This is a genomic window from Halomonas lysinitropha (assembly GCF_902500215.1).
Lineage (GTDB): Bacteria > Pseudomonadota > Gammaproteobacteria > Pseudomonadales > Halomonadaceae > Halomonas > Halomonas lysinitropha.
This window is the reverse complement of sequence record NZ_CABVOU010000016.1, coordinates 25,338-44,968: the sequence shown is the minus strand read 5'-3', so window position 1 is coordinate 44,968 and position 19,631 is coordinate 25,338. Positions and strand designations below refer to the sequence as shown.

The window sequence follows — 19,631 nt, the reverse complement described above, 5'->3', positions numbered from 1 at the left end:
ACGGGAGGTGTCATGGAAGGCGTGGGCGATGCACTGGGGCCGTTGTTCCTGCTCATCCTGCTGGGCGCCGGGCTCGGCTGGTGGCGCCAGCCGGGCGGCGACTTCTGGCCACGCATGGAACGGCTGATCTACTTCCTGCTGTTTCCCGCCATGCTGGTCTCGACCCTGGCCACTGCGAATGTCGCTGAGGTGCCGGTGGCCCGGCTGGCCATCGCCCTGCTCGGTGCCATGGGCCTGTTCAGCCTCTTGCTTTGGGCATTGCGCAACTGGCTGCGGCTCGATCCGCCCGCCTTCACCTCAGCCTTTCAGGGGGGACTCCGCTTCAATACCTATGTCGGCGTGGCCGGTGCTGCCGCCTTGCACGGCAGTCCCGGGGCCACGGTAGGCGCGGTCGCGGTGGCGCTGATGGTGCCGGTGGTCAATGTCCTCTGCGTCGTCAGCTTCATCGCTGCCGGCACCCTGGGTTCTGCAAGCCTGGGCAAGAGCCTCGCCGCCCTGACCCGCAACCCGCTGATCCTGGCCTGCTTGACCGGCATCATCCTCAATGTGAGCGGCATCGGCCTGCCGGGCTGGAGCCAGCCCGGCGTGGAGCTGCTGGGCCGGGCTGCCCTGCCACTGGGCCTGGTGGCGGTGGGCGTAGCGCTGCGCCCCGCCGCCCTACTGAGGCTTGATCGCGGGGTCTGGGCCGCCAACCTGGTCAAGCTGGGGCTGATGCCGGCCCTGGTGCTCGTACTGGCCCAACTGCTGGGCCTGGACCCGGTGACCCGTGATGTGGCCCTGCTCTTCGCCGCTCTGCCCACCGCCACCTCGGCCTATATCCTGGCCCGCCAGCTGGGAGGAGATGCCGAGCTCATGGCGGCCTTGATCACCGGCCAGACGTTATTGGCCATGGTGACCCTGCCGCTCTGGCTACGCCTGGCCGGTTGAAGAAAGAGAGTTAACGAAAAACGTTCGTATTTGTATTGACAGAGAAAACGAGAATTATTACGCTTATATCGTGGCGTTGATGAGGCGCCACACCAAGCAGGAACCCGCCAGTCTCCTGCCTTGGTTTCTCCCTCTCATTGCTAGTCACGGTCTTTTTGCCGCCTCTTCCGGGGCGGCTTTCTTTTGCTCGGCCGGGTCAGTCGACCCGCTTGAAGATCAGATCCCAGACGCCGTGTCCCAGCTTCTCGCCGCGCGCCTCGAACTTGGTCAGCGGTCGAAACTCGGGACGTGGCACATAGGGGGCCGTCTCAGGGCCGGCGGTGTTGGCGAAGCCCGGAGCGGCCTCCATCACCTCGGCCATCCACTCGGCATAGGCCTGCCAGTCGGTGGCCATGTGCAGGGTGCCGCCAGGCTTGAGTCGGCCGCGCACCAGTTCGACGAAGGCCGGCTGGACAATGCGGCGCTTGTGATGCTTCTTCTTCGGCCAGGGGTCCGGAAAGAACAGCTGCAGGGTATCCAGGCTGGCCTCGGGCAGACACTGCTCGAGTACTGCCAGGGCATCCTCGCGGTAGACACGCAGGTTGGTCAGGCCACGCTTGTCGGCCTCATCGAGCAGCTTGCCGACTCCCGGCGCATGCACTTCGATGCCGATGAAGTCAGTGCCGGGGTGACGCTCGGCCTGCTCGATCAAGGAGCCCCCCATGCCGAAGCCAACCTCCAGCACCCGGGGAGCCTGTCGCCCGAACAGCGCATCGAGGTCCTGGCGGCCATCGGCGAGGGTCAGCCCCAGGCGCGGCCAGACCTCCTCGAGTCCCCGGGTCTGGGCCTGGGTCGTGCGGCCAGCACGCAGCACGTAGCTCTTGATGCCGCGGCGATGCAGCGGGGCATTCGGCCCCTCGAGGCCGGTCGTCTTGTCGTCGTGTCGCGGGTCGTTCATGGGCTTGGGGCACTCGTCGCCAGCGGTGAATCGGGGGGCGGTATTGTAGCGGCTTACGCTTTCCCGGGGTACGGTACGAATGCTGATCGCTTCGAGGCTGATCCGGCGACAGGCCTGCTAGGGGCGTTGTGAACCCCTCACTGGGGGCTACCGATGCCATCCATGGCATAGGCCCCCCTCTTCGGCCTGTCCCCGGCGCCTCTCGCGTGAGCCAGCACCACCATCTTGGGTATTAGCGACACAAGGAAAGAGGATGCGGGACAGAGGTTGGTGGTTCGGAGCGGCACTATCCGGCGCAGTGGTGGTGATGGCCGGCGCCTTCGGCGCCCATGCGCTGGAGGGGCAGCTGGCACCGCGGCTGGCGGCGGCCTTCGAGACCGGGGTGCGCTACCAGGCGTGGCATACCCTGGCCATGCTGACCGTGCTGGTCTGGCGGGTATCATGCCCGCTGGCCGGCCAGCGGCTGGCCCTGGGGCTCTGGGCGGCCGGCATGGGGCTCTTCTCGGGCTCGCTCTACGCCATGGCACTGACGGGCCTGAGCGGCCTGGGCATGATTACCCCACTTGGCGGTGTGCTGATGATCAGCGGCTGGCTGGCGCTGGCCGTGGCGGTATTGCGCGCTCAGTCGTTGTCCGGCAGCGCATAGGTTGCCGTGACCAGGGCCATCGGCCGCTCATCGCCGGCCGAGAAGAGCTGCACCTCGCCCACGGCCAGGCGCCGACCCAGCTTGAGGATGCGCGCGTTGGCGATGATGTCGCGATCTCCGCGCGGGCGGCGCAGAAAGCGGCAATGCAGGTCGCTGGTCACGGCCATCGGCTCGGGACCGATCTGGGCCAGTATCGCCACATAGAGGCAGACGTCGGCCAGCCCCATCAGGGTGGGGCCAGACACGCTGGCGCCGGGTCGCAGATGCTCGTCGTCGATGGCCAGGCTCATGGTCGCGCGCATCTCGTCGACGCCCTCGATGGTCCCCATCCGCTGGGGAAAGACCTCATCGAGAAAGTCCTCGATGGCAGCGGCGGTCATCACGGTCATCAGCAGGCTCCATGCGATTCATGGGGTAGGTGACGCTTGCGTCAACATAACCGAAAGCGCCCCAGGCAGGTAGCCGGGGCGCTTAATGGCCACACGCTATGGGCTACGAGCTACGGATATCGCTGTCTCCGCTGCGCTGAGCCCGAAGCCGATTATTTCGCCTTGTGCATGGCACGCCAGTGATGCAGCAGCGGCTCGGTATAGCCGGCGGGCTGCTCGCGGCCCTTGAAGATCAGGTCGCTGGCGGCCTGGAAGGCCGTCGAGGCGGAGAAGTCGGCACTCATCGGCGTATACGTCGGGTCGTCGGCGTTCTGCTGGTCGACCACCTTGGCCATGCGCTCGAGGGTCGCCCGGACCCGGTCGGCGTCGACCACGCCATGGCGCAGCCAGTTGGCAATGTGCTGGCTGGAGATCCGCAGGGTGGCACGATCCTCCATCAGCCCCACGTCATGGATGTCCGGCACCTTGGAGCAGCCCACACCGTGCTCCACCCAGCGCACCACGTAGCCGAGGATGCCCTGGCAGTTGTTGTCCAGCTCCTGCTGACGCTCTTCGTCGCTCCATTGCGGTGACTCGGCCACCGGAACGGTAAGCAGGTCGTCAAGAAGCGTTTCACGCAGGTCCGATTCGCCTTGACCTTCCATCTCGCGCTGCACTGCCGCCACATCCACCTGGTGATAGTGCAGGGCATGCAGGGTGGCGGCGGTGGGAGACGGCACCCAGGCGGTGTTGGCGCCGGCCTTGGGGTGACCGATCTTCTGCTCGAGCATGGCCGCCATCATTTCGGGCATGGCCCACATGCCCTTGCCGATCTGGGCGCGGCCGCGCAGCCCACAGGCCAGACCGACCAGGACGTTGCTCTTTTCGTAGGCCTGGATCCAGGCGGAGCCCTTCATGTCACCCTTGCGGATCATCGGGCCCGCCTCCATGGCGGTATGCATCTCGTCACCGGTGCGATCGAGGAAGCCGGTATTGATGAACACCACCCGTGAGGTCGCCTCGGCAATGCAGGCCTTGAGATTGACCGAAGTGCGACGCTCCTCGTCCATGATGCCCATCTTCAGGGTATCGCGAGCCATGCCGAGGATATCCTCGATGCGCCCGAACAGTGCATTGGAGAAGGCGACTTCCTTCGGGCCATGCATCTTCGGCTTGACGATGTACATGGAGCCGGTGCGCGAGTTGCGCGCCTCGTTCTCGCCCTTCTTCAGGTCGTGCAGGGCAATCAGGCCGGTGACGATGCCGTCGAGGATACCCTCGGGCAGCTCATTGCCATCGGCATCCAGCACCGCTGGCGTGGTCATCAGATGGCCCACGTTGCGCACGAACATCAGCGAGCGCCCCGGCAGGGTAACGGTCCCCCCCTCGGTGTTGTGCCAGGTGCGGTCGGCGTTGAGGCGGCGGGTGATGGTCTCGCCGCCCTTCTCGACCTGCTCCTCCAGGTCGCTTTTCATCAGGCCGAGCCAGCTGGCATAGACCCCGACCTTGTCCTCGGCATCCACCGCGGCCACGGAATCCTCGCAATCCATGATGGCGGTCAGCGCCGCCTCGACCACCACGTCCTTGACGCCGGCCGGGTCGGTCTTGCCAATCGGGTGGCTCGGATCGATCTGGATCTCCAGGTGCAGGCCGTGGTTGACGAGCAGCACGGACTCCGGGCTCTCGGCCGGGCCGTTGAAACCCACCAGTTTGCCCGGGTCCTTGAGACCGGTCTCGCGACCGCCGTCCAGCGAGACCACCAGGTGGCCATCGCGCAGCACGTACTTGACGGCATCGTGGTGGGAACCGGTAGCCAGCGGCGCGGCTCGGTCGAGGACGCCACGCGCATAGCCGATGACCTTCTCGCCACGCTTGGGATTGAAGCTCGACCCCTTCTCGGCACCGCCCTCCTCGGAAATGGCGTCGGTCCCGTAGAGGGCGTCATAGAGGCTGCCCCAGCGGGAATTGCCGGCATTCAGCGCATAGCGCGGGTTGTTGACCGGCACCACCAGCTGCGGCCCGGCCTGGACGGCGATCTCGCGGTCGACGTTGCCGGTCGTGACCTTGACGTCGGCCGGGGCATCCACCAGGTAACCGATCTCCTCGAGGAAGGCACGGTAGGCCGCCATGTCGCGGATCGGGCCGGGGTGCTCGCTATGCCAGGCATCGAGTTTCTCCTGCAGGCGATCACGCTCCGCGAGCAATTCGCGATTCTGCGGGGTCAAATCGTGGAAGAGGGCGTCGACGCCGGCCCAGAAGGCCTCGGGGTCGACACCGGTGCCCGGCAGGGCCTGCTCATTGATGAAATGGTCCAGCTCGGCGGCCACCTGCAGGCGATGGCGAGTGATGCGTTGGGTCATGGGTCGTGCTCCTCATGCTTGGCTGCTCGGTGCCCCCTGGCACCGACCGACCGGAAGGGAATGATGACTGCGTAGCACTGATTTTGTGGAAAATACTTCCATATGTAAACCCGTACAGGCCTGTTGCCATTTGCCGCTAGACCAAATGATTAGGCCAAGGCATTGCTGGCCGGCCTGTCGGCTTGGCGCTAGCATGAACGGGCATTGCGGAGAAACCGATGAGCGACTTCACCCCCCTGCAGGCCCTGGGCCCGCTGGCGCCGGCAGACCTGTCCGGCCAGAATCTCGAGCGCTATCTGGGTCATTATGGCCTAGCGCCGCTGCTTGCCGAGCACGTGGGGCTTTATGTGGGCTACCTGGAGGCCGGTGACTTCCGCCTCTGGACCCAGGTGTGGAGCCCCGAGGCACCCATCGGCACCGCCTTCGTGGTGCATGGTTACTTCGACCATCTCGGCCTCTACCGACATCTGCTGGAATGCCTGCTCGAGCGTGGCTGGCGAGTGGTGCTCTGGGACCTGCCCGGCCATGGCCTCTCCAGCGGCCGTCGTGCCTCCATCGACGACTTCAAGGACTATGGCAGCTGCCTGCACCACCTGCAGCAACATCTCCAAGACGAGGGGCTGGCCCCCCGGCCCTGGCTCGGCATCGGCCAGAGCACCGGGGCGGCGATTCTCGCCACCGATGCCCTGACTCGCGGAGACGACGGCGCCTGGTCGGGGCTGGCGCTGCTGGCGCCGCTGGTGCGCCCCTGGGGCTGGAATCAGTCGAGCTGGCTGCATCTTCTGGTAGGGCCCTTCGTGGACTCGATCCCGCGCAAGTTCCGCGCCAATTCCACGGATGCCGACTTCGCTGACTTCCTGCGCGAGGGCGACCCCCTCCAGGCCGATCGCCTGGCGATGGACTGGGTGGGGGCCATGCGCCGCTGGATGCCGCAACTGCTGGCACTGCCACCGAGCCCGGTTCCCACCCTGATCCTGCAGGGCGAGCAGGATCTGACCGTGGACTGGGAGTGGAACCTCGAGGTGCTGGCGCGCAAGTTTCCCAGCGCCGAGATCCATCGCCATCCCGAGGCGCGTCACCACCTGGTCAACGAGGCCGAGCCGATTCGCCGCGAGCTCTTCACGCTGCTCGATCGCTTCATTGCCGGACTGGAGCCGACCGACACCCCATCTCACGAGACAACCGCGACATGAAAACCCACCTGCCTTTGCTGCTGGCAACCCTGCTGCTTGCCGGCTGTGCGGCTGCGCCGGAACAGTCGACTGCGCTGCGCCAGGCTCTGTTCGGGCTAGGCGAGCGCGCCGCCGAGCAACTCACGGCGACGCCGCCCTTGCCCAGCCCGGTGGCCGATCAGGTTCTGCTGCTGGCCGAACCAGACGTCGACCAGCGCCTGGGGCTCAGCAATGAGCGCCTGCTCGAGAGCCTGACCCGCGCTCTGCTGGCCGTTTCCGATGGCCCCCAGGTGCTGGCGTGGCGCGAGGCCATGGCCGAGGGGAACGTTGACAACCACTGGCGTCTGGACAGCCGACTCGCGTCCGATGGCCCCCGGCTTCAGCTTTCCGACCGCGAGTTGCTGCCTTATCGCCTGACCCTGGAACTGCGACACACGGAGAGCGACGCGCCGGATTGGCGCAGCGAGATCAGCGGGGCCCTGGACGCCACGGCGCTATAGCGCGTCATGCTCCTCACGCCTTATCCCTTTAGCAGACGATCGAGCTGGCGATAGCCGATGGCCTCGATCAGCTGGTTTCGCCCGGGTCGTGCTTCGCCGGCCAGGTCGGCCAGGGTCAAGGCCACCCTCAATACCCGATGGTAGGCCCGTGCCGACAGCTTGAGTCGCTCCAGCACGCCGGCGAGCCAGGCGCGATCCGCCGCCTGCAGGGCACAGGCCTCCTCCAGGGCCTGTCCGGCCAGCCGCGCATTCAGTGCACCACGGGCCGCCTGGCATTCCCGTGCCGCAAGCACTCGCTCGCGCACCACTGCCGAGGACTCGCCCGGTTCACGAGAGGTAAGCTGCTCCGGGGCCAGCGCCGGGACTTCCACCTGCAGATCGATGCGATCGAGCAGTGGCCCCGAGAGGCGCGACTGATAGCGCTGGATCTGGGCGGCCGTGCAATGACAGGCCTGACGCGGATCACCGAGATGGCCGCAGGGACAGGGATTCATGGCCGCCACCAGTTGGAAGCCGGCAGGGTAACGACGCTCGTGGCTGGCCCGGGCGATATGGATCTGCCCCGACTCCATGGGCTCGCGCATCACCTCCAGCACATGTCGAGAAAACTCCGGCAGCTCGTCGAGGAACAACACGCCATGGTGGGCCAGGGAGATCTCCCCAGGCCGCGGTTTAGAGCCTCCACCCACCAGGGCCACAGCGCTGGCGGTATGGTGCGGGGCTCGAAAGGGACGCACGCCCCACTGCTCGGCATGCGCCAGCCCGCTGACCGAACGGATCGCCGCCACCTCGAGGGCCTCCTCTTCGGTAAGCGGCGGCAGGATCCCCGGCAGGCGACTGGCCAGCATGGTCTTGCCGGTGCCGGGAGGGCCAGCGAGCAGCAGGTTGTGGCCGCCGGCCGCCGCCACCTCAAGGGCTCGACGCGCCTGATGCTGACCACGCACCTCCGCCAGGTCGGGTCCCGCCTGGGGTGTCGGGACGATACTCGGTGAGCGATGGGGCACGATGATCGCCTGTCCCAGCAGATGCGCCACCACCTCCAGCAGGTGATCCGCGGGCAGAACCTCCAGATCGCCAGCCAAGGCCGCCTCGTCGGCATTGGCCCGCGGCACGATCAGTCGCCGGCCGGCGCTCCGTGTTGCCATGGCCAGCGGTAGGACGCCGGTCACCGGGCGCAGATGGCCATCCAGAGCCATCTCGCCGGCGCATTCGACATCCGTCAGCGCCTCGAGCGGCACTTGTCCGGAAGCGACCAGCAGCCCCAGGGCGATGGGCAGATCGAAGCGGCCCCCCTCCTTGGGCAGGTCCGCGGGCGCCAGGTTGAGCGTGATGCGCCTCAGCGGGAAGTCAAAGCCGGCATTCACCAGGGCACTGCGTACCCGTTCTCGGCTCTCCTTGACGGCGGCTTCCGGCAGGCCCACCAGGGTCATGCCGGGCAACCCATTGGCGAGGTGAACCTCGACCAGAACCTCGGGCGCTTCGAGCCCGAGACCTGCCCGAGTGTGGATGATTGCCAGCGTCATCGGCGGTCCCTCGCAGCCCGTCTGACCTCAGGCTAGCCCAGGCGGCCGCGATGCGCCCGGTAACGAGTGAGCGTCAGCGGTCGGTTTCACCGGCGCCGGCATCCTCTTCGGGGCTAGGGTTCGGCTCGCTCGGCAACGCGGCCGGAGGCTCACTCGCTTCCGCCTCCGGCGAGGCGTTGCGATCCAGCGCCTCCTCGAGGGCCGCCACCTGCACCTCGAGCGCCTCGACACGCGCCCGAGTGCGCTGCAACACGTCCATCAGGATGTCGAAATCCTCCCGCGAGACCAGTTCCAGGCGATCGAAAGCGCCCTTGACCACCTGCTGGACCCCCTTCTGTACCTCTTCCGGGGCCTGGGAAGCGCCCTGCAGCCGGTCGCCGATCTGCTGGGCCAGGCGGCTGATGCGATCTTGGCTCACCATGGTGTCTCTCCTGAATCGTGATGGATGCCTGAACACAGGATACGCAAGGCTCCCGCCCAGCGCATTCTCCCCTTCCGCTCTCTTGTGGGGCATGCGCACCACGACAAGGCACCGCAAGAGTGCATACACGGCAGCACCGAGCTTCATCCCACAAAAATCCCGCCTAAAAAATACCTTCAGAACGCTGATATAAAAGACATATTTCTGAAGGTGGCATGATTTACGCTTGGACAGAGCAGCCACTCATCGCGCGGCATCACGCCGCCGACATCCAGCAGGGGAGAACCGGGATGAAGCTGATCACTGCCATCATCAAGCCGTTCAAGCTCGACGACGTGCGCGAAACACTCGCCGACAACGGCGTTCAGGGCATCACCGTCACCGAGGTCAAGGGCTTCGGTCGCCAGAAGGGCCACACCGAGCTGTATCGCGGGGCCGAATATGTCGTCGACTTCCTGCCCAAGGTAAAGGTCGAGGTTGCGGTGGACGACGACCGCCTGGAGACGGTGCTCGATGCCATCTGCAGCGCCGCCAATAGCGGCAAGATCGGCGACGGCAAGGTCTTCGTCACGCCGCTCGAGGATGTCATCCGCATCCGCACCGGTGAGCGCGGTGCCGATGCCGTTTAACGATGCCTACGACTTCCCAAAACGGAGACTGACGCATGAATGATATTCCGCAACTGACCGAGCTGATGTACGCGGTCGATACCTTCTACTTCCTGATCTGCGGCGTGCTGGTGATGTGGATGGCCGCCGGCTTCTCGATGCTCGAGGCGGGCCTGGTCCGCTCCAAGAACACCGCCGAGATTCTCACCAAGAATATCGCGCTGTTCGCCATCGCCTGCACCATGTACCTGGTTCTTGGGTACTACCTGATGTACTCCAGCGGCGCAGGTGGCTTCCTGCCGAACCTCGGCTTCCTGATCGGTGGCGAGAACACCGTGGACGCCATCACCGCAGGCGGTGACGACGCACCCTACTACTCCATGCGTTCCGACTTCTTCTTCCAGGTGGTGTTCGTGGCAACCGCCATGTCCATCGTGTCCGGCGCCGTGGCAGAACGCATGAAGCTGTGGGCCTTCCTGGCCTTCGCCGTGGTGATGACCGGCTTCATCTACCCGGTATCGGGCTACTGGACCTGGGGCGGCGGCTGGTTGGCCGAGGTCGGTTATTCCGACTACGCCGGCTCCGGCATCGTCCACCTGGCCGGCGCCGCTGCGGCCCTTGCCGGCGTGATCGTGCTCGGTCCGCGCAAGGGCAAGTACGGCAAGGATGGCAGCATCTACGCCATCCCCGGTGCCAATATGCCCCTGGCCACCCTGGGTACCTTCATCCTGTGGATGGGCTGGTTCGGCTTCAACGGGGGCTCCGAGCTCAAGCTCTCCGACGCGGCTTCCGCCAACAACGTCGCCCAGGTCTTCGTCAACACCAATGCCGCCGCCGCCGGAGGGGTGATCGCCGCCCTCATCCTGGCCAAGCTGTGGTTCCGCAAGGCCGACCTGACCATGGCCCTGAACGGCGCCCTGGCCGGTCTGGTGGCAATCACCGCCGATCCACTTTCTCCCAGTGCCGTCGGCGCCTCCCTCATCGGCATCGTGGGTGGCCTGATCGTGGTGGTCGCCATCGTCACCCTCGACAAGCTCAAGCTGGACGATCCGGTGGGCGCCATCTCCGTGCACGGGGTGGTGGGTATCTGGGGGGTGCTGGCGGTCCCGTTCACCAACGGGGAAGCCGGCTTCGGTCCACAGATCATCGGCATCTTCGGCATCTTCTTCTGGGTATTCGTGGCCAGCCTGATCGTCTGGTTGATTCTCAAGGCCGTGATGGGCATCCGGGTCACCGAGGAGGAGGAGTACGAAGGCGTCGACCTGGCCGAGTGCGGCATGGAAGCCTACCCCGAGTTCAGTGTCTCCAAGAAATGAGGCAAGCTCGAGACCGAGCCTGCATACTGCTGATGGCCTCCTCCGGGGGGCCTTTTTTATTCCTCCCGCAGCGGGTGTATGCTCTGGCACAATGAACGCAACAGGGGTGGCGACCAGCGTCACCAACCAACGGACAGGACGAGGATCAAGACCATGAAACTGGTGACCGCCATCATCAAGCCGTTCAAGCTCGACGACGTACGGGAATCGCTATCCGAGATTGGCGTCCAGGGCATCACCGTCACCGAGGTCAAGGGCTTCGGTCGCCAGAAGGGCCACACCGAGCTCTACCGCGGGGCCGAGTACGTGGTCGACTTCCTGCCCAAGGTGAAGCTCGAGGTTGCCGTGGACGACGAGATGGCCGAGAAGGTGATCGATGCCATCACCCAGGTCGCGAATACCGGCAAGATCGGCGACGGCAAGATCTTTGTCACCGCCCTGGAGCAGGTGCTCCGTATTCGTACCGGCGAGACGGGGAAAGATGCTGTCTAGACGCCAAGCGGCCAAGCGGCCAAGCGGCCAAGCGGCCAAGCGGCCAAGCGGCCAAGCGGCCAAGCGGAGTCTAGGTCCAGGTAACGAGTAGCAAGAAACCCCACCGGACTAACCTCTGGTGGGGTTTCGTGTTTCTGCCTCGCTACCTAATGCCCGTCACCGAACAGCTTGGCGGCTCGGCGCTTGAAGCTCGGCGCTTATTTCTCGACGAACGCCCGCTCGATCACATAGTCGCCGGGCTCGCCCATGCGCGGCGAGATGGTGAAGCCGAGCTCATCAAGCAGATGGCTGGTATCGTCGAGCATCGCCGGGCTGCCGCAGATCATGGCGCGGTCCTGCTTGGGATCGATAGTCGGCAGGCCGGTATCCTCGGCCAGCTTGCCGCTGCGAATATGGTCGGTCAGCCGCCCCATGGTATGGAAGGTCTCACGCGTCACGGTCGGATAGTAGATCAGCTTCTCGCTGATTTCCTCGCCGAGGTATTCGTGGGCGGGCAGCTCCTTCTGGATGAAGTCGGCATAGGCCAGTTCGCTGATATTGCGCACCCCGTGCACCAGCACCACCTTCTCGAAGCGCTCGTAGACTTCCGGGTCCTGGATCAGGCTCATGAACGGTGCCAGGCCGGTGCCGGTGGAGAGCAGGTAGAGATTGCGCCCCGGCAGCAGGTCATCGGTGACCAGGGTGCCGGTGGGCTTGCGGCTGACCATGATCTGATCACCCACCTCGAGATGCTGGAGGCGCGAGGTCAGGGGGCCATCGGGTACCTTGATGCTGAAGAACTCCAGGTGGTCCTCGTAGTTGGGGCTAGCGATGGAGTAGGCCCGCATCAGCGGCTTGCCGTTTACCTCGAGGCCGATCATCACGAACTGGCCGTTCTTGAAGCGCAGGCTGCGTTCGCGGGTGGTCCGGAAACTGAACAGGGTATCGTTCCAGTGGTGCACACTCAGAACGTCCTCAAGCGCAAACTTGCTCATGCCGACTCCTTGATATTCCAAAATAGAATAGATCGGATAGCCAATCTTTGAGTGCAATTCTAAGAGCCGAGGCAATATCTGTTAAATGGATTGTATGGATAACACTTATCTATACTATGGATATCAAATCTCCCGAGGAGCGTCATGCGTTACACCCTGCGCCAGCTGGAAGTCTTCGTCGCCGTGGCCCAGCACGAGAGCGTCTCCCGGGCGGCTAGCGCCCTGGCGCTCTCCCAGTCGGCGACAAGCACCGCCCTTGCTGAACTGGAACGGCAGTTCGACTGTCGGCTGCTCGACCGCATCGGCAAGCGTCTCAAGCTCAATGCCCTGGGCTTCCAGCTGCTGCCCAAGGCTGTGTCCTTGCTCGACCGAGCCGAGGAGGTGGAGGAGCTGCTGCGTGGCCAGAAAGGCATCGGCACCCTGGACGTGGGCGCCACTCTGACCATCGGCAACTACCTGGCGACCCTGTTGATCAGTGACTTCATGCAGCGCCATCCGGGCAGCCGGGTGCGCCTCTCGGTGCGCAATACCCGCACCATCATCGACAGCGTTCGTCAGCACGGGCTCGACCTGGGGCTGATCGAAGGACAGTGCGAGGAGGAGGACGTGATCACTCAGCCCTGGGTGGAGGACGAGCTGGCGGTATTCTGCTCGCCCCGCCATCCGCTCGCCACGGCCGGCCCGGTGGAACTGGATCGCCTGCTACGTGAGGCCTGGATCATGCGCGAGCAGGGCTCCGGCACCCGGCTGACCCTGGAGCAGGCAGCGCGTCACCGCCGCGGGCGCTTCAACATCCTGCTGGAACTGGAGCATACCGAAGGCATCAAGCGGGCGGTGGAATCGGGGCTAGGCATCGGCTGCGTCTCGAAGCTGGCCCTGCGCGACGCCTTCCGCCGCGGCAGCCTGGTGCCCATCGCCACTCCGGAACTGGACCTGAGCCGCCAGTTCACCTTCATCTGGCACCGCCACAAGTACCTGGCCACCGGCATGCGTGAATTCCTCAAGCTGTGCCGGCAGATGACCGAGGGCATCCGCCGCAGCGACCAGATCGACCTGCCCCAGGTACCCTGACGCAGAGCGGCCCGGCGAAAAGGGACCGGGCCGCAGGGAAGACGTCAGTGGGTGCCTAGCGAAGGTCGCTGACGGCCTCCTGGATATCGGCGAGGGACGCCTTGGTGAGATCCTTGGCCAGGGTATGGATCACCAGTTTGGCAGTAGGGCCGTCGATCTTGTCACGCAGCTGGCCGAGGAAGCGCGGCGGTGCGACCAGGATCAACTTCTCCATGGTGTTGTCGACGCGGGCGCGATAAAGGCGCTCGGCGACCTCGCGGGCGAAGATTTCCTCGTGGTGCTGGGTCGCCACGTTCTCACCGCCGGCGCTACGCGAGGTGGTTGCCGTCGACTCGTGGACATCGCCACCGCGATCCGTCACGAGATCCCCCTCGTGCATTCGACCCTCGGCATGGACGAGGCTGTCCTTCTCACTGACCTTGAGTCCGTCGCGAGTGAACAGTCGAGCCCGTGCCGCATCAGCCACCACGATATAGGTTGTCATAGCCGCTCCTTGATGCTGGTAAATTGACGGAAGTTCTCCCTCAGGGATATTCCCTTCCGCCTCTCGCTCCACATTGGCAAGCGCGCTCCCGTTGGTCAACCAGGCGATACGCGCTGAACCCCGAACGGCGGGCATCAAGCTCAGCCGAGGCGCCCGGCCATCAGATACTTGCGTAAGCCGACCAGCAACAGCACGGCCGCACCGGCCCCGAGGCCATTGGCCAGGATATCGGCCCAGTCACCGCCGCTGCGACCGGGAACCAGGAGCTGCGCAAACTCGATGGCGATGCCCAGCAGCAGTGCCGCCAGGAAGGCCAGCGACAGGCGGACCCCGGCAAGACCGACCAGGCCCGCCAGGCCGGCATAACCGATGAAGTGACTGGCCTTGTCCCAAGGCAGCGTCTCGGGCAGCTCGCTGCTTGGCGTCAGGCTGCCCCAGAGGATCACCAGCGCTGCCAGGCAGGCCAGCACCGCCCAGCGGCGACGCCACTGCCGGTCCTCCCCTGCGACCAGCCGATCCAGCCAGTCAGCCATGGGCGATGTTGCGATGATAAGCCGGACTCAGGTCATGCAGGGCGTCCATGAAAGCCGTGACATGATCCGGATCGGTGAACTGGTTGATGCCGTGCCCCAGGTTGAAGACGTGGCCGGGCCCGTGGCCGAAGCTGTCGAGGGTGCGCGCTACCTCGGCACGGATCGCCGAGGGGCGGGCGAACAGCACGTGGGGGTCGAGGTTGCCCTGCAGGGCGACGCGATGGCCAACCCGGGCCCGGGCATCGGAGAGCTCGGTGGTCCAGTCCAGGCCGACGGCCTCGGAGCCGGCCGCCGCGATGTCCTCGAGCCACTGGCCGCCGTTCTTGGTGAACAGGATCACCGGCACCCGACGCCCTTCATGCTCGCGTATCAGGCCGGCGACAATCTGCTCCATGTAGCGCAGCGAGAACTCCAGGTAGGCCGGCGTGGAGAGCGCACCGCCCCAGGTATCGAAGATCTGTACCGCCTGGGCGCCGGCACGAATCTGGGCATTGAGGTAGTCGGTGACCGCATGGGCCAGGGTATCGAGCAGCCGGTGCATGGTGTCCGGCGCATCGTAGAGCATCGTCTTGACGTGGCGGAAGTCCTTGCTGGAGGCCCCTTCCACCATGTAGGTGGCCAGCGTCCAGGGGCTGCCTGAGAAGCCGATCAGCGGCACTCGACCGTTGAGCTCGCGGCGGATGGTCGAGACCGCCCGCATCACGTAGTCCAGGTCGCGCTCGGCGTCTGGCGCCTGAAGGGCGTCCACCTCGGCCGAGGTGCGCACCGGCTTGCGGAATTTCGGGCCCTCGCCGGTCTCGAAGTAGAGCCCCAGCCCCATGGCATCGGGGATGGTCAGGATATCCGAGAAGAGGATCGCCGCGTCCAGGGGATAGCGCTCCAGCGGCTGGAGGGTGACCTCGCAGGCCAGCTCCTGGTTGCGACACAGGTCCATGAAGCTGCCGGCATGGCCACGTACCTCGCGATACTCCGGCAGGTAGCGGCCGGCCTGGCGCATCATCCACACCGGGGTGCGGTCGACGGGTTGACGCGCCAGGGCGCGCAGAAAGCGGTCGTTGTTGAGTTCCATGCAGGCGCTCGTCCACGGAAATGTGGGCGCCATTGTACCCCATCGAACGGCCCGGGGATGAGCCCCCGTGACACAACGATGAGCCGGCTCTGCCTTCCTGATAGAATGATCCTTTACCCCGTCGGCATTGCCGTGGTCTTCCACCGAGGTACATCGTGACGATTCGATTCATCGCCGCCTCCCGGCTGCCCACTCCCTGGGCCACCTTCATCATGCACGGCTTCGAGGATGATGCCACCGGCAAGGATCACATCGCCCTGACACTGGGCGACGTCGCCGATGGCGAACCGGTGCTGGGGCGAGTCCATTCCGAGTGCCTGACCGGCGATGCGCTCTTCTCCATGCGCTGCGACTGCGGCTTCCAGCTGCAAGAAGCGCTCAAGCGCATCGCCGAGGAAGGACGGGGCGTGCTGCTTTACTTGCGTCAGGAAGGTCGCGGTATCGGCCTGCTCAACAAGATCCGCGCCTACCATCTCCAGGATGCCGGCGCCGACACCGTGGAAGCCAACGAGCAACTGGGCTTCGCTGCCGATCTGCGCCGCTACGACCTCTGCGTGCCAATGCTCGATCACCTGGGTATCAAGGCGCTACGCTTGATGACCAACAACCCTCGCAAGGTCGACGCCCTGACCCAGGCTGGCGTGGTGGTAAAGGCGCGCGTCCCGCTGACCACCGGCCTGAATCCACACAACGAACAATATCTCACTACCAAGGCCGGCAAGCTGGGCCACATGATGGCGCTGGGCGACTTCACCCAGGCCAGTGACGTGGATATTGAACGCAAGCCCTGAGCCCCCCGGGTCCCGGTATCGTGGCGGCTCCTCGGCAGGAGATTTCCCGATGACGCACCCCGCCCATGACAAAGCGTCCCCCTTCAGCAACGTCGAGGAACGCCTTCACAGCGTCAGCCACGGCATCGGTGCGGCACTCAGTCTCGTCGGGGTGGTGGTGCTGCTCGTGCTGGCCAGCCTGGCCACTCGGGTCGACCCCTGGAAGCTCGTGGGTATCGGCTTGTATGGCGCAAGCCTGGTGCTGCTCTACACCGTTTCTACCCTCTACCATGGGGTCCGCCACCCGCGCCTGAAGCACCTTTTCCAGTTGCTGGACCACTGCGCGATCTATCTGCTGATTGCCGGAACCTATACCCCCTTCCTGCTGGTCAACTTGCGTGGCCCGACAGGCTGGACGCTGTTCGCCGCCGTCTGGTCCCTGGCCCTGGTCGGCATCGCCCTCAAGCTGGCCTGGCCCCACCGCTTCGCCGCGCTGCGGGTCGCCATCTACCTGGTGATGGGCTGGCTGATCGTCTTTGCCGGCGACGAACTGGCGGCCCGCCTATCCGATACCGGCTTCAACCTGCTGGTCGTCGGCGGCATCACCTATACCCTGGGGGTAGCCTTCTATGCCATCAGAGCCATCCCCTTCAACCACGCGATCTGGCATCTGTTCGTCATGGGCGGCAGCACCTGCCACTACCTCGCGGTGTACACCACCGTGCTGCCCTTCACGGCCTGAGCCTCGTCAAGCGTCGCGGGCCTTGCGGATGCGCTCGTAGGCGCTGCCGATCTCGCTGGTGCGCTCCTTGGCGACTTCACGCATGCTCTCGGGCAACCCCTTGGCAGCGAGCTTGTCGGGATGGTTCTCGCTCATCAGGCGGCGATAGGCCTTCTTGATCTCGGCATCGCTGGCGTCCTGGTCGACCCCCAGCACCCGGTAGGCGTCCTCCAGCGATGGACCATGCTCATCCGTGCCTCCGGGGCCACCCCGCAGCATGGCCTCGATCTGGGCAATCTCGGCCTCGCTGCAGCCCAGGCCGCGCACCACCCGCATCAGCATCTCGTGCTCGGCGGGATGCAGCTCGCCATCGGCGGCGACCGCGGCCAGCTGCACCTGGAGGAAGACCTGGCGCAGGGCTGGCTGATTCGCCGCGATGTGGCGAATCTTGGCCAGCTCGGCGTCCAGATCGAAGTCGGCGCTCTTGCCGCGGTTGAAGTCGGCACGGGCCTGGGCGCGCTGGGCCTCGCTGAGCCGCAACCGATCCCAGAGCCGCCGGGAGGCTTCCAACTCGTCCTCGGAGACCTGGCCATCGGCCTTGCACAGGCAACCCATGACGGCGAAGGTCGACTCCAGGAACTGGGACTGGACGCCAACCAGCTTATCGACCAGGCGCCGACGCAGGCGTCTACCCAGCCAGTAACCCAGGGCGCCGCCCACCAGCAGGCCGATGGGGCCGCCGATGGCCAGTCCCAGCAGGGCACCGATCAGTATCAGGAACAGCATCGCAACCTCATGGCAGGAAAATGAAATCTCAGGGTAGTCGGGCGCGAATCGAGGCCTCGATGCCATCCGCGTCCAGGCCGCACTCGGCGAGCAGCTCGGCAGGCTTGCCGTGCTCGATGAAGGCATCGGGTAGCCCGAGATTGAGCACCTCCACCTGCACGCCCTCGGCCATCAGCAGTTCGTTGACCGCGCTGCCGGCCCCGCCGGCGACCACGTTTTCCTCAAGGGTCACCAGCAGGTCGTGTTCATCGGCCGCGGCCAGCACGGCGTCACGGTCCAGCGGCTTGATCGAGCGCATGTTGAGGTGGCTAGCCTCGAGGCGCTCGGCCACCTCCGCCGCCGGGCCGTTGAGGCTACCAAAGGCCAGCAGGGCCACCCGCACCGCGCCCCCGCTGTCACGACGCCGCCATTCGGCTCGGCCGATCTCGAGCGGCTCGAGGTGCTCCGGCGTCGCGACACCCGGGCCGGTGCCACGCGGATAGCGTACCGCAGCGGGGCCGGGATGGTGATAGGCGGCACTGAGCATCGCCCGGCATTCCGCCTCATCGGCGGGTGCCAGCACTACCAGCCCCGGCACGCAGCGCAGGTAGGAGAGATCCAGGCTGCCGTGATGGGTGGGGCCGTCCTCGCCCACCAGACCCGCACGGTCGATGGCGAAGGTGACATCGAGTGACTGTACCGCCACGTCGTGGATCAGCTGGTCGTAACCGCGCTGCAGGAAGGTCGAGTAGATCGCTACCACCGGCTTCATCGCCTCGCAGGCCAGCCCCGCCGCCAGGGTCAGCGCATGCTGCTCGGCGATGGCCACATCGAAGTAGCGTTCAGGATACTCCGTCGAGAAGCGCACCAGATCAGAGCCCTCGCGCATCGCGGGGGTGATACCGATAAGCCGTTCGTCAACCGCCGCCATGTCGCACAGCCAGTTGCCGAAGACACGGCAGTACTTCTGCTTGCTGCTTGCCGGCCCGCTGACCGGCTTGAACGGCGGCGGCGTCTCGCCGTTCTTTTCCAGCTTGGTAATGGCATGGTAGCCGATGGGGTCGGCCTCGGCGGGCAGGAAGCCCTTGCCCTTGCACGTCTTCACATGAAGGAACTGAGGCCCCTCCAGGTCGCGCATGCTGTGCAGGGTGTCCATCAGTAACGGCAAATCATGGCCATCGATGGGGCCGATATAGTTGAAGCCCATTTCCTCGAAGAGCGTGGCTGGGCTGACCATACCCTTCATGTGCTCCTCGGTGCGCCGTGCCAGCTCCAGGGCACCGGGCAAGTGAGAGAGCACCTTCTTGCCACTCTCGCGCATGTTGAGATAGGGCTTGCTGACCAGGATGCGCGCGAGGTAGCTCGCCATGCCGCCGACGTTCTCGGAGATCGACATCTCGTTGTCGTTGAGCACCACCAGCAGGTTGGCATCCACATGGCCGGCATGCGCCAGGGCCTCAAAGGCCATCCCGGCGGTCAGGGCGCCATCGCCGATCACTGCACAGACCCGGCGCTTCTCGCCGCGGGTGCGAGCGGCCAGGGCCATGCCCAGGGCCGCCGAGATCGAGGTGCTCGAATGGCCCACGCCGAAAGTGTCGTACTCCGACTCGGCGCGCCGGGGGAAGGCGGCAAGGCCGCCATACTGGCGGATACCGGTCATCGCCTCACGACGCCCGGTAAGAATCTTGTGGGGATAGGCCTGATGGCCCACATCCCATACCAGGCGATCGTAAGGGGTCTCCAACGCCTGATGCAGGGCCACGGTAAGCTCCACCACACCCAGGCCGGCGCCGAAATGGCCGCCGGAGACGCCCACGCTATAGAGCAGGTAGGCGCGCAACTCATCGGCCACCTGGGCCAGCTGGCCGGCGTTCATGGCGCGCAGCGCCGCCGGTGTCTCCAGGGTATCGAGCAGCGGCGTGGCCGGACGCTCGACGGGGATGTCATCGAACAGCTTCATGTAGACCCTGTAGT

Annotated in this window: 21 protein-coding genes; 10 read left to right on the top strand and 11 right to left on the bottom strand. The window is 65.5% G+C overall.

Annotation, left to right across the window (positions count from 1 at the left end; genetic code table 11):
* Positions 1-12 precede the first annotated feature (12 nt).
* Positions 13-927: an AEC family transporter gene (locus HALO32_RS02180; RefSeq protein WP_151442154.1), complete on the top strand. Its 915-nt coding sequence runs from the start codon at positions 13-15 to the stop codon at positions 925-927.
* Positions 928-1,123: 196 nt separating this feature from the next.
* Here the strand turns inward: HALO32_RS02180 and trmB are convergent, their stop codons facing one another.
* Complete coding sequence (gene trmB / locus HALO32_RS02175; protein WP_151442153.1) at positions 1,124-1,864, bottom strand: tRNA (guanosine(46)-N7)-methyltransferase TrmB; 741 nt, start codon at positions 1,862-1,864, stop codon at positions 1,124-1,126.
* Between the two features lie 253 nt (positions 1,865-2,117).
* Here trmB and HALO32_RS02170 point away from each other — a divergent pair, with 253 nt between their 5' ends.
* Positions 2,118-2,510, top strand: a complete 393-nt coding sequence (locus HALO32_RS02170; protein ID WP_151442152.1) for a DUF423 domain-containing protein — start codon at positions 2,118-2,120, stop codon at positions 2,508-2,510.
* Here the strand turns inward: HALO32_RS02170 and HALO32_RS02165 are convergent.
* A complete protein-coding gene (locus tag HALO32_RS02165; RefSeq protein WP_151442151.1) occupies positions 2,486-2,899 on the bottom strand; it encodes a PaaI family thioesterase in 414 nt (137 codons plus the stop codon). The genes HALO32_RS02170 and HALO32_RS02165 overlap by 25 nt on opposite strands.
* 152 nt (positions 2,900-3,051) lie before the next feature.
* Positions 3,052-5,238 (bottom strand): malate synthase G, encoded by a 2,187-nt coding sequence (locus tag HALO32_RS02160; RefSeq protein ID WP_151442150.1) that lies wholly within the window; start codon positions 5,236-5,238, stop codon positions 3,052-3,054.
* A gap of 218 nt (positions 5,239-5,456) precedes the next feature.
* Between HALO32_RS02160 and HALO32_RS02155 the strand changes: the two genes are divergently transcribed.
* Together HALO32_RS02155 and HALO32_RS02150 are read left to right on the top strand one after the other, a co-directional pair.
* Positions 5,457-6,431, top strand: a complete 975-nt coding sequence (locus HALO32_RS02155) for an alpha/beta hydrolase (protein ID WP_151442149.1) — start codon at positions 5,457-5,459, stop codon at positions 6,429-6,431.
* A complete protein-coding gene (locus tag HALO32_RS02150) occupies positions 6,428-6,910 on the top strand; it encodes a hypothetical protein (RefSeq protein WP_151442148.1) in 483 nt (160 codons plus the stop codon). The genes HALO32_RS02155 and HALO32_RS02150 overlap by 4 nt, the downstream gene beginning before the upstream one ends.
* A 20-nt stretch (positions 6,911-6,930) precedes the next feature.
* Here the strand turns inward: HALO32_RS02150 and HALO32_RS02145 are convergent, their stop codons facing one another.
* Both HALO32_RS02145 and HALO32_RS02140 read right to left on the bottom strand, forming a co-directional pair.
* A complete protein-coding gene (locus HALO32_RS02145; protein WP_151442147.1) occupies positions 6,931-8,433 on the bottom strand; it encodes a YifB family Mg chelatase-like AAA ATPase in 1,503 nt (500 codons plus the stop codon).
* A gap of 73 nt (positions 8,434-8,506) precedes the next feature.
* Positions 8,507-8,854, bottom strand: a complete 348-nt coding sequence (locus HALO32_RS02140; RefSeq protein ID WP_151442146.1) for an accessory factor UbiK family protein — start codon at positions 8,852-8,854, stop codon at positions 8,507-8,509.
* 290 nt (positions 8,855-9,144) lie between these two features.
* Between HALO32_RS02140 and HALO32_RS02135 the strand changes: the two genes are divergently transcribed.
* From HALO32_RS02135 to glnK, 3 genes are all read left to right on the top strand, one after another.
* Positions 9,145-9,483: a P-II family nitrogen regulator gene (locus tag HALO32_RS02135; protein ID WP_151442145.1), complete on the top strand. Its 339-nt coding sequence runs from the start codon at positions 9,145-9,147 to the stop codon at positions 9,481-9,483.
* A 35-nt stretch (positions 9,484-9,518) separates the two neighbouring features.
* Positions 9,519-10,778: an ammonium transporter gene (locus HALO32_RS02130; protein WP_407646809.1), complete on the top strand. Its 1,260-nt coding sequence runs from the start codon at positions 9,519-9,521 to the stop codon at positions 10,776-10,778.
* Positions 10,779-10,931: 153 nt separating this feature from the next.
* On the top strand, positions 10,932-11,270 hold the full coding sequence (gene glnK, locus HALO32_RS02125; RefSeq protein ID WP_151442144.1) for a P-II family nitrogen regulator: 339 nt from the start codon (positions 10,932-10,934) through the stop codon (positions 11,268-11,270).
* A 197-nt stretch (positions 11,271-11,467) separates the two neighbouring features.
* Here the strand turns inward: glnK and HALO32_RS02120 are convergent, their stop codons facing one another.
* Positions 11,468-12,244: a ferredoxin--NADP reductase gene (locus HALO32_RS02120; protein ID WP_151442143.1), complete on the bottom strand. Its 777-nt coding sequence runs from the start codon at positions 12,242-12,244 to the stop codon at positions 11,468-11,470.
* 144 nt (positions 12,245-12,388) lie between these two features.
* On the opposite strand from HALO32_RS02120, the gene HALO32_RS02115 reads away from it, so the two are divergent.
* Positions 12,389-13,315, top strand: coding sequence for a LysR family transcriptional regulator (locus HALO32_RS02115; protein WP_151442142.1), 927 nt, complete (start codon positions 12,389-12,391; stop codon positions 13,313-13,315).
* A 55-nt stretch (positions 13,316-13,370) separates the two neighbouring features.
* Here HALO32_RS02115 and HALO32_RS02110 read toward each other — a convergent pair whose 3' ends face one another.
* From HALO32_RS02110 to hemE, 3 genes are all read right to left on the bottom strand, one after another.
* Positions 13,371-13,799, bottom strand: coding sequence for a host attachment protein (locus HALO32_RS02110; RefSeq protein WP_151442141.1), 429 nt, complete (start codon positions 13,797-13,799; stop codon positions 13,371-13,373).
* Positions 13,800-13,939: 140 nt separating this feature from the next.
* Positions 13,940-14,332 carry a VanZ family protein gene (locus tag HALO32_RS02105; protein ID WP_151442140.1) on the bottom strand — a complete coding sequence of 131 codons (393 nt, stop codon included), beginning with the start codon at positions 14,330-14,332 and terminating at the stop codon, positions 13,940-13,942.
* Positions 14,325-15,401 (bottom strand): uroporphyrinogen decarboxylase, encoded by a 1,077-nt coding sequence (gene hemE / locus HALO32_RS02100; protein ID WP_151442139.1) that lies wholly within the window; start codon positions 15,399-15,401, stop codon positions 14,325-14,327. The genes HALO32_RS02105 and hemE overlap by 8 nt, the downstream gene beginning before the upstream one ends.
* Positions 15,402-15,556: 155 nt before the next feature.
* Between hemE and ribA the strand changes: the two genes are divergently transcribed.
* Both ribA and trhA read left to right on the top strand, forming a co-directional pair.
* Positions 15,557-16,192, top strand: a complete 636-nt coding sequence (gene ribA / locus HALO32_RS02095) for a GTP cyclohydrolase II (protein WP_151442138.1) — start codon at positions 15,557-15,559, stop codon at positions 16,190-16,192.
* A gap of 49 nt (positions 16,193-16,241) precedes the next feature.
* Positions 16,242-16,913, top strand: a complete 672-nt coding sequence (gene trhA / locus HALO32_RS02090; RefSeq protein ID WP_151442137.1) for a PAQR family membrane homeostasis protein TrhA — start codon at positions 16,242-16,244, stop codon at positions 16,911-16,913.
* Positions 16,914-16,919: 6 nt separating this feature from the next.
* Here trhA and djlA read toward each other — a convergent pair whose 3' ends face one another.
* Positions 16,920-17,678: a co-chaperone DjlA gene (gene djlA, locus HALO32_RS02085; RefSeq protein WP_151442136.1), complete on the bottom strand. Its 759-nt coding sequence runs from the start codon at positions 17,676-17,678 to the stop codon at positions 16,920-16,922.
* Positions 17,679-17,706: 28 nt separating this feature from the next.
* On the bottom strand, positions 17,707-19,617 hold the full coding sequence (dxs, locus tag HALO32_RS02080; protein ID WP_151442135.1) for a 1-deoxy-D-xylulose-5-phosphate synthase: 1,911 nt from the start codon (positions 19,615-19,617) through the stop codon (positions 17,707-17,709).
* Positions 19,618-19,631: the final 14 nt, after the last annotated feature.

Bases quoted from the DNA above. Each gene is read 5' to 3' on its own strand.
- HALO32_RS02180 (WP_151442154.1), top strand. From the start codon at position 13: ATGGAAGGCGTGGGCGATGCACTGGGGCCGTTGTTCCTGCTCATCCTG.
- trmB (WP_151442153.1), bottom strand. From the start codon at position 1,864: ATGAACGACCCGCGACACGACGACAAGACGACCGGCCTCGAGGGGCCG.
- HALO32_RS02170 (WP_151442152.1), top strand. From the start codon at position 2,118: ATGCGGGACAGAGGTTGGTGGTTCGGAGCGGCACTATCCGGCGCAGTG.
- HALO32_RS02165 (WP_151442151.1), bottom strand. From the start codon at position 2,899: ATGACCGTGATGACCGCCGCTGCCATCGAGGACTTTCTCGATGAGGTC.
- HALO32_RS02160 (WP_151442150.1), bottom strand. From the start codon at position 5,238: ATGACCCAACGCATCACTCGCCATCGCCTGCAGGTGGCCGCCGAGCTG.
- HALO32_RS02155 (WP_151442149.1), top strand. From the start codon at position 5,457: ATGAGCGACTTCACCCCCCTGCAGGCCCTGGGCCCGCTGGCGCCGGCA.
- HALO32_RS02150 (WP_151442148.1), top strand. From the start codon at position 6,428: ATGAAAACCCACCTGCCTTTGCTGCTGGCAACCCTGCTGCTTGCCGGC.
- HALO32_RS02145 (WP_151442147.1), bottom strand. From the start codon at position 8,433: ATGACGCTGGCAATCATCCACACTCGGGCAGGTCTCGGGCTCGAAGCG.
- HALO32_RS02140 (WP_151442146.1), bottom strand. From the start codon at position 8,854: ATGGTGAGCCAAGATCGCATCAGCCGCCTGGCCCAGCAGATCGGCGAC.
- HALO32_RS02135 (WP_151442145.1), top strand. From the start codon at position 9,145: ATGAAGCTGATCACTGCCATCATCAAGCCGTTCAAGCTCGACGACGTG.
- HALO32_RS02130 (WP_407646809.1), top strand. From the start codon at position 9,519: ATGAATGATATTCCGCAACTGACCGAGCTGATGTACGCGGTCGATACC.
- glnK (WP_151442144.1), top strand. From the start codon at position 10,932: ATGAAACTGGTGACCGCCATCATCAAGCCGTTCAAGCTCGACGACGTA.
- HALO32_RS02120 (WP_151442143.1), bottom strand. From the start codon at position 12,244: ATGAGCAAGTTTGCGCTTGAGGACGTTCTGAGTGTGCACCACTGGAAC.
- HALO32_RS02115 (WP_151442142.1), top strand. From the start codon at position 12,389: ATGCGTTACACCCTGCGCCAGCTGGAAGTCTTCGTCGCCGTGGCCCAG.
- HALO32_RS02110 (WP_151442141.1), bottom strand. From the start codon at position 13,799: ATGACAACCTATATCGTGGTGGCTGATGCGGCACGGGCTCGACTGTTC.
- HALO32_RS02105 (WP_151442140.1), bottom strand. From the start codon at position 14,332: ATGGCTGACTGGCTGGATCGGCTGGTCGCAGGGGAGGACCGGCAGTGG.
- hemE (WP_151442139.1), bottom strand. From the start codon at position 15,401: ATGGAACTCAACAACGACCGCTTTCTGCGCGCCCTGGCGCGTCAACCC.
- trhA (WP_151442137.1), top strand. From the start codon at position 16,242: ATGACGCACCCCGCCCATGACAAAGCGTCCCCCTTCAGCAACGTCGAG.
- djlA (WP_151442136.1), bottom strand. From the start codon at position 17,678: ATGCTGTTCCTGATACTGATCGGTGCCCTGCTGGGACTGGCCATCGGC.
- dxs (WP_151442135.1), bottom strand. From the start codon at position 19,617: ATGAAGCTGTTCGATGACATCCCCGTCGAGCGTCCGGCCACGCCGCTG.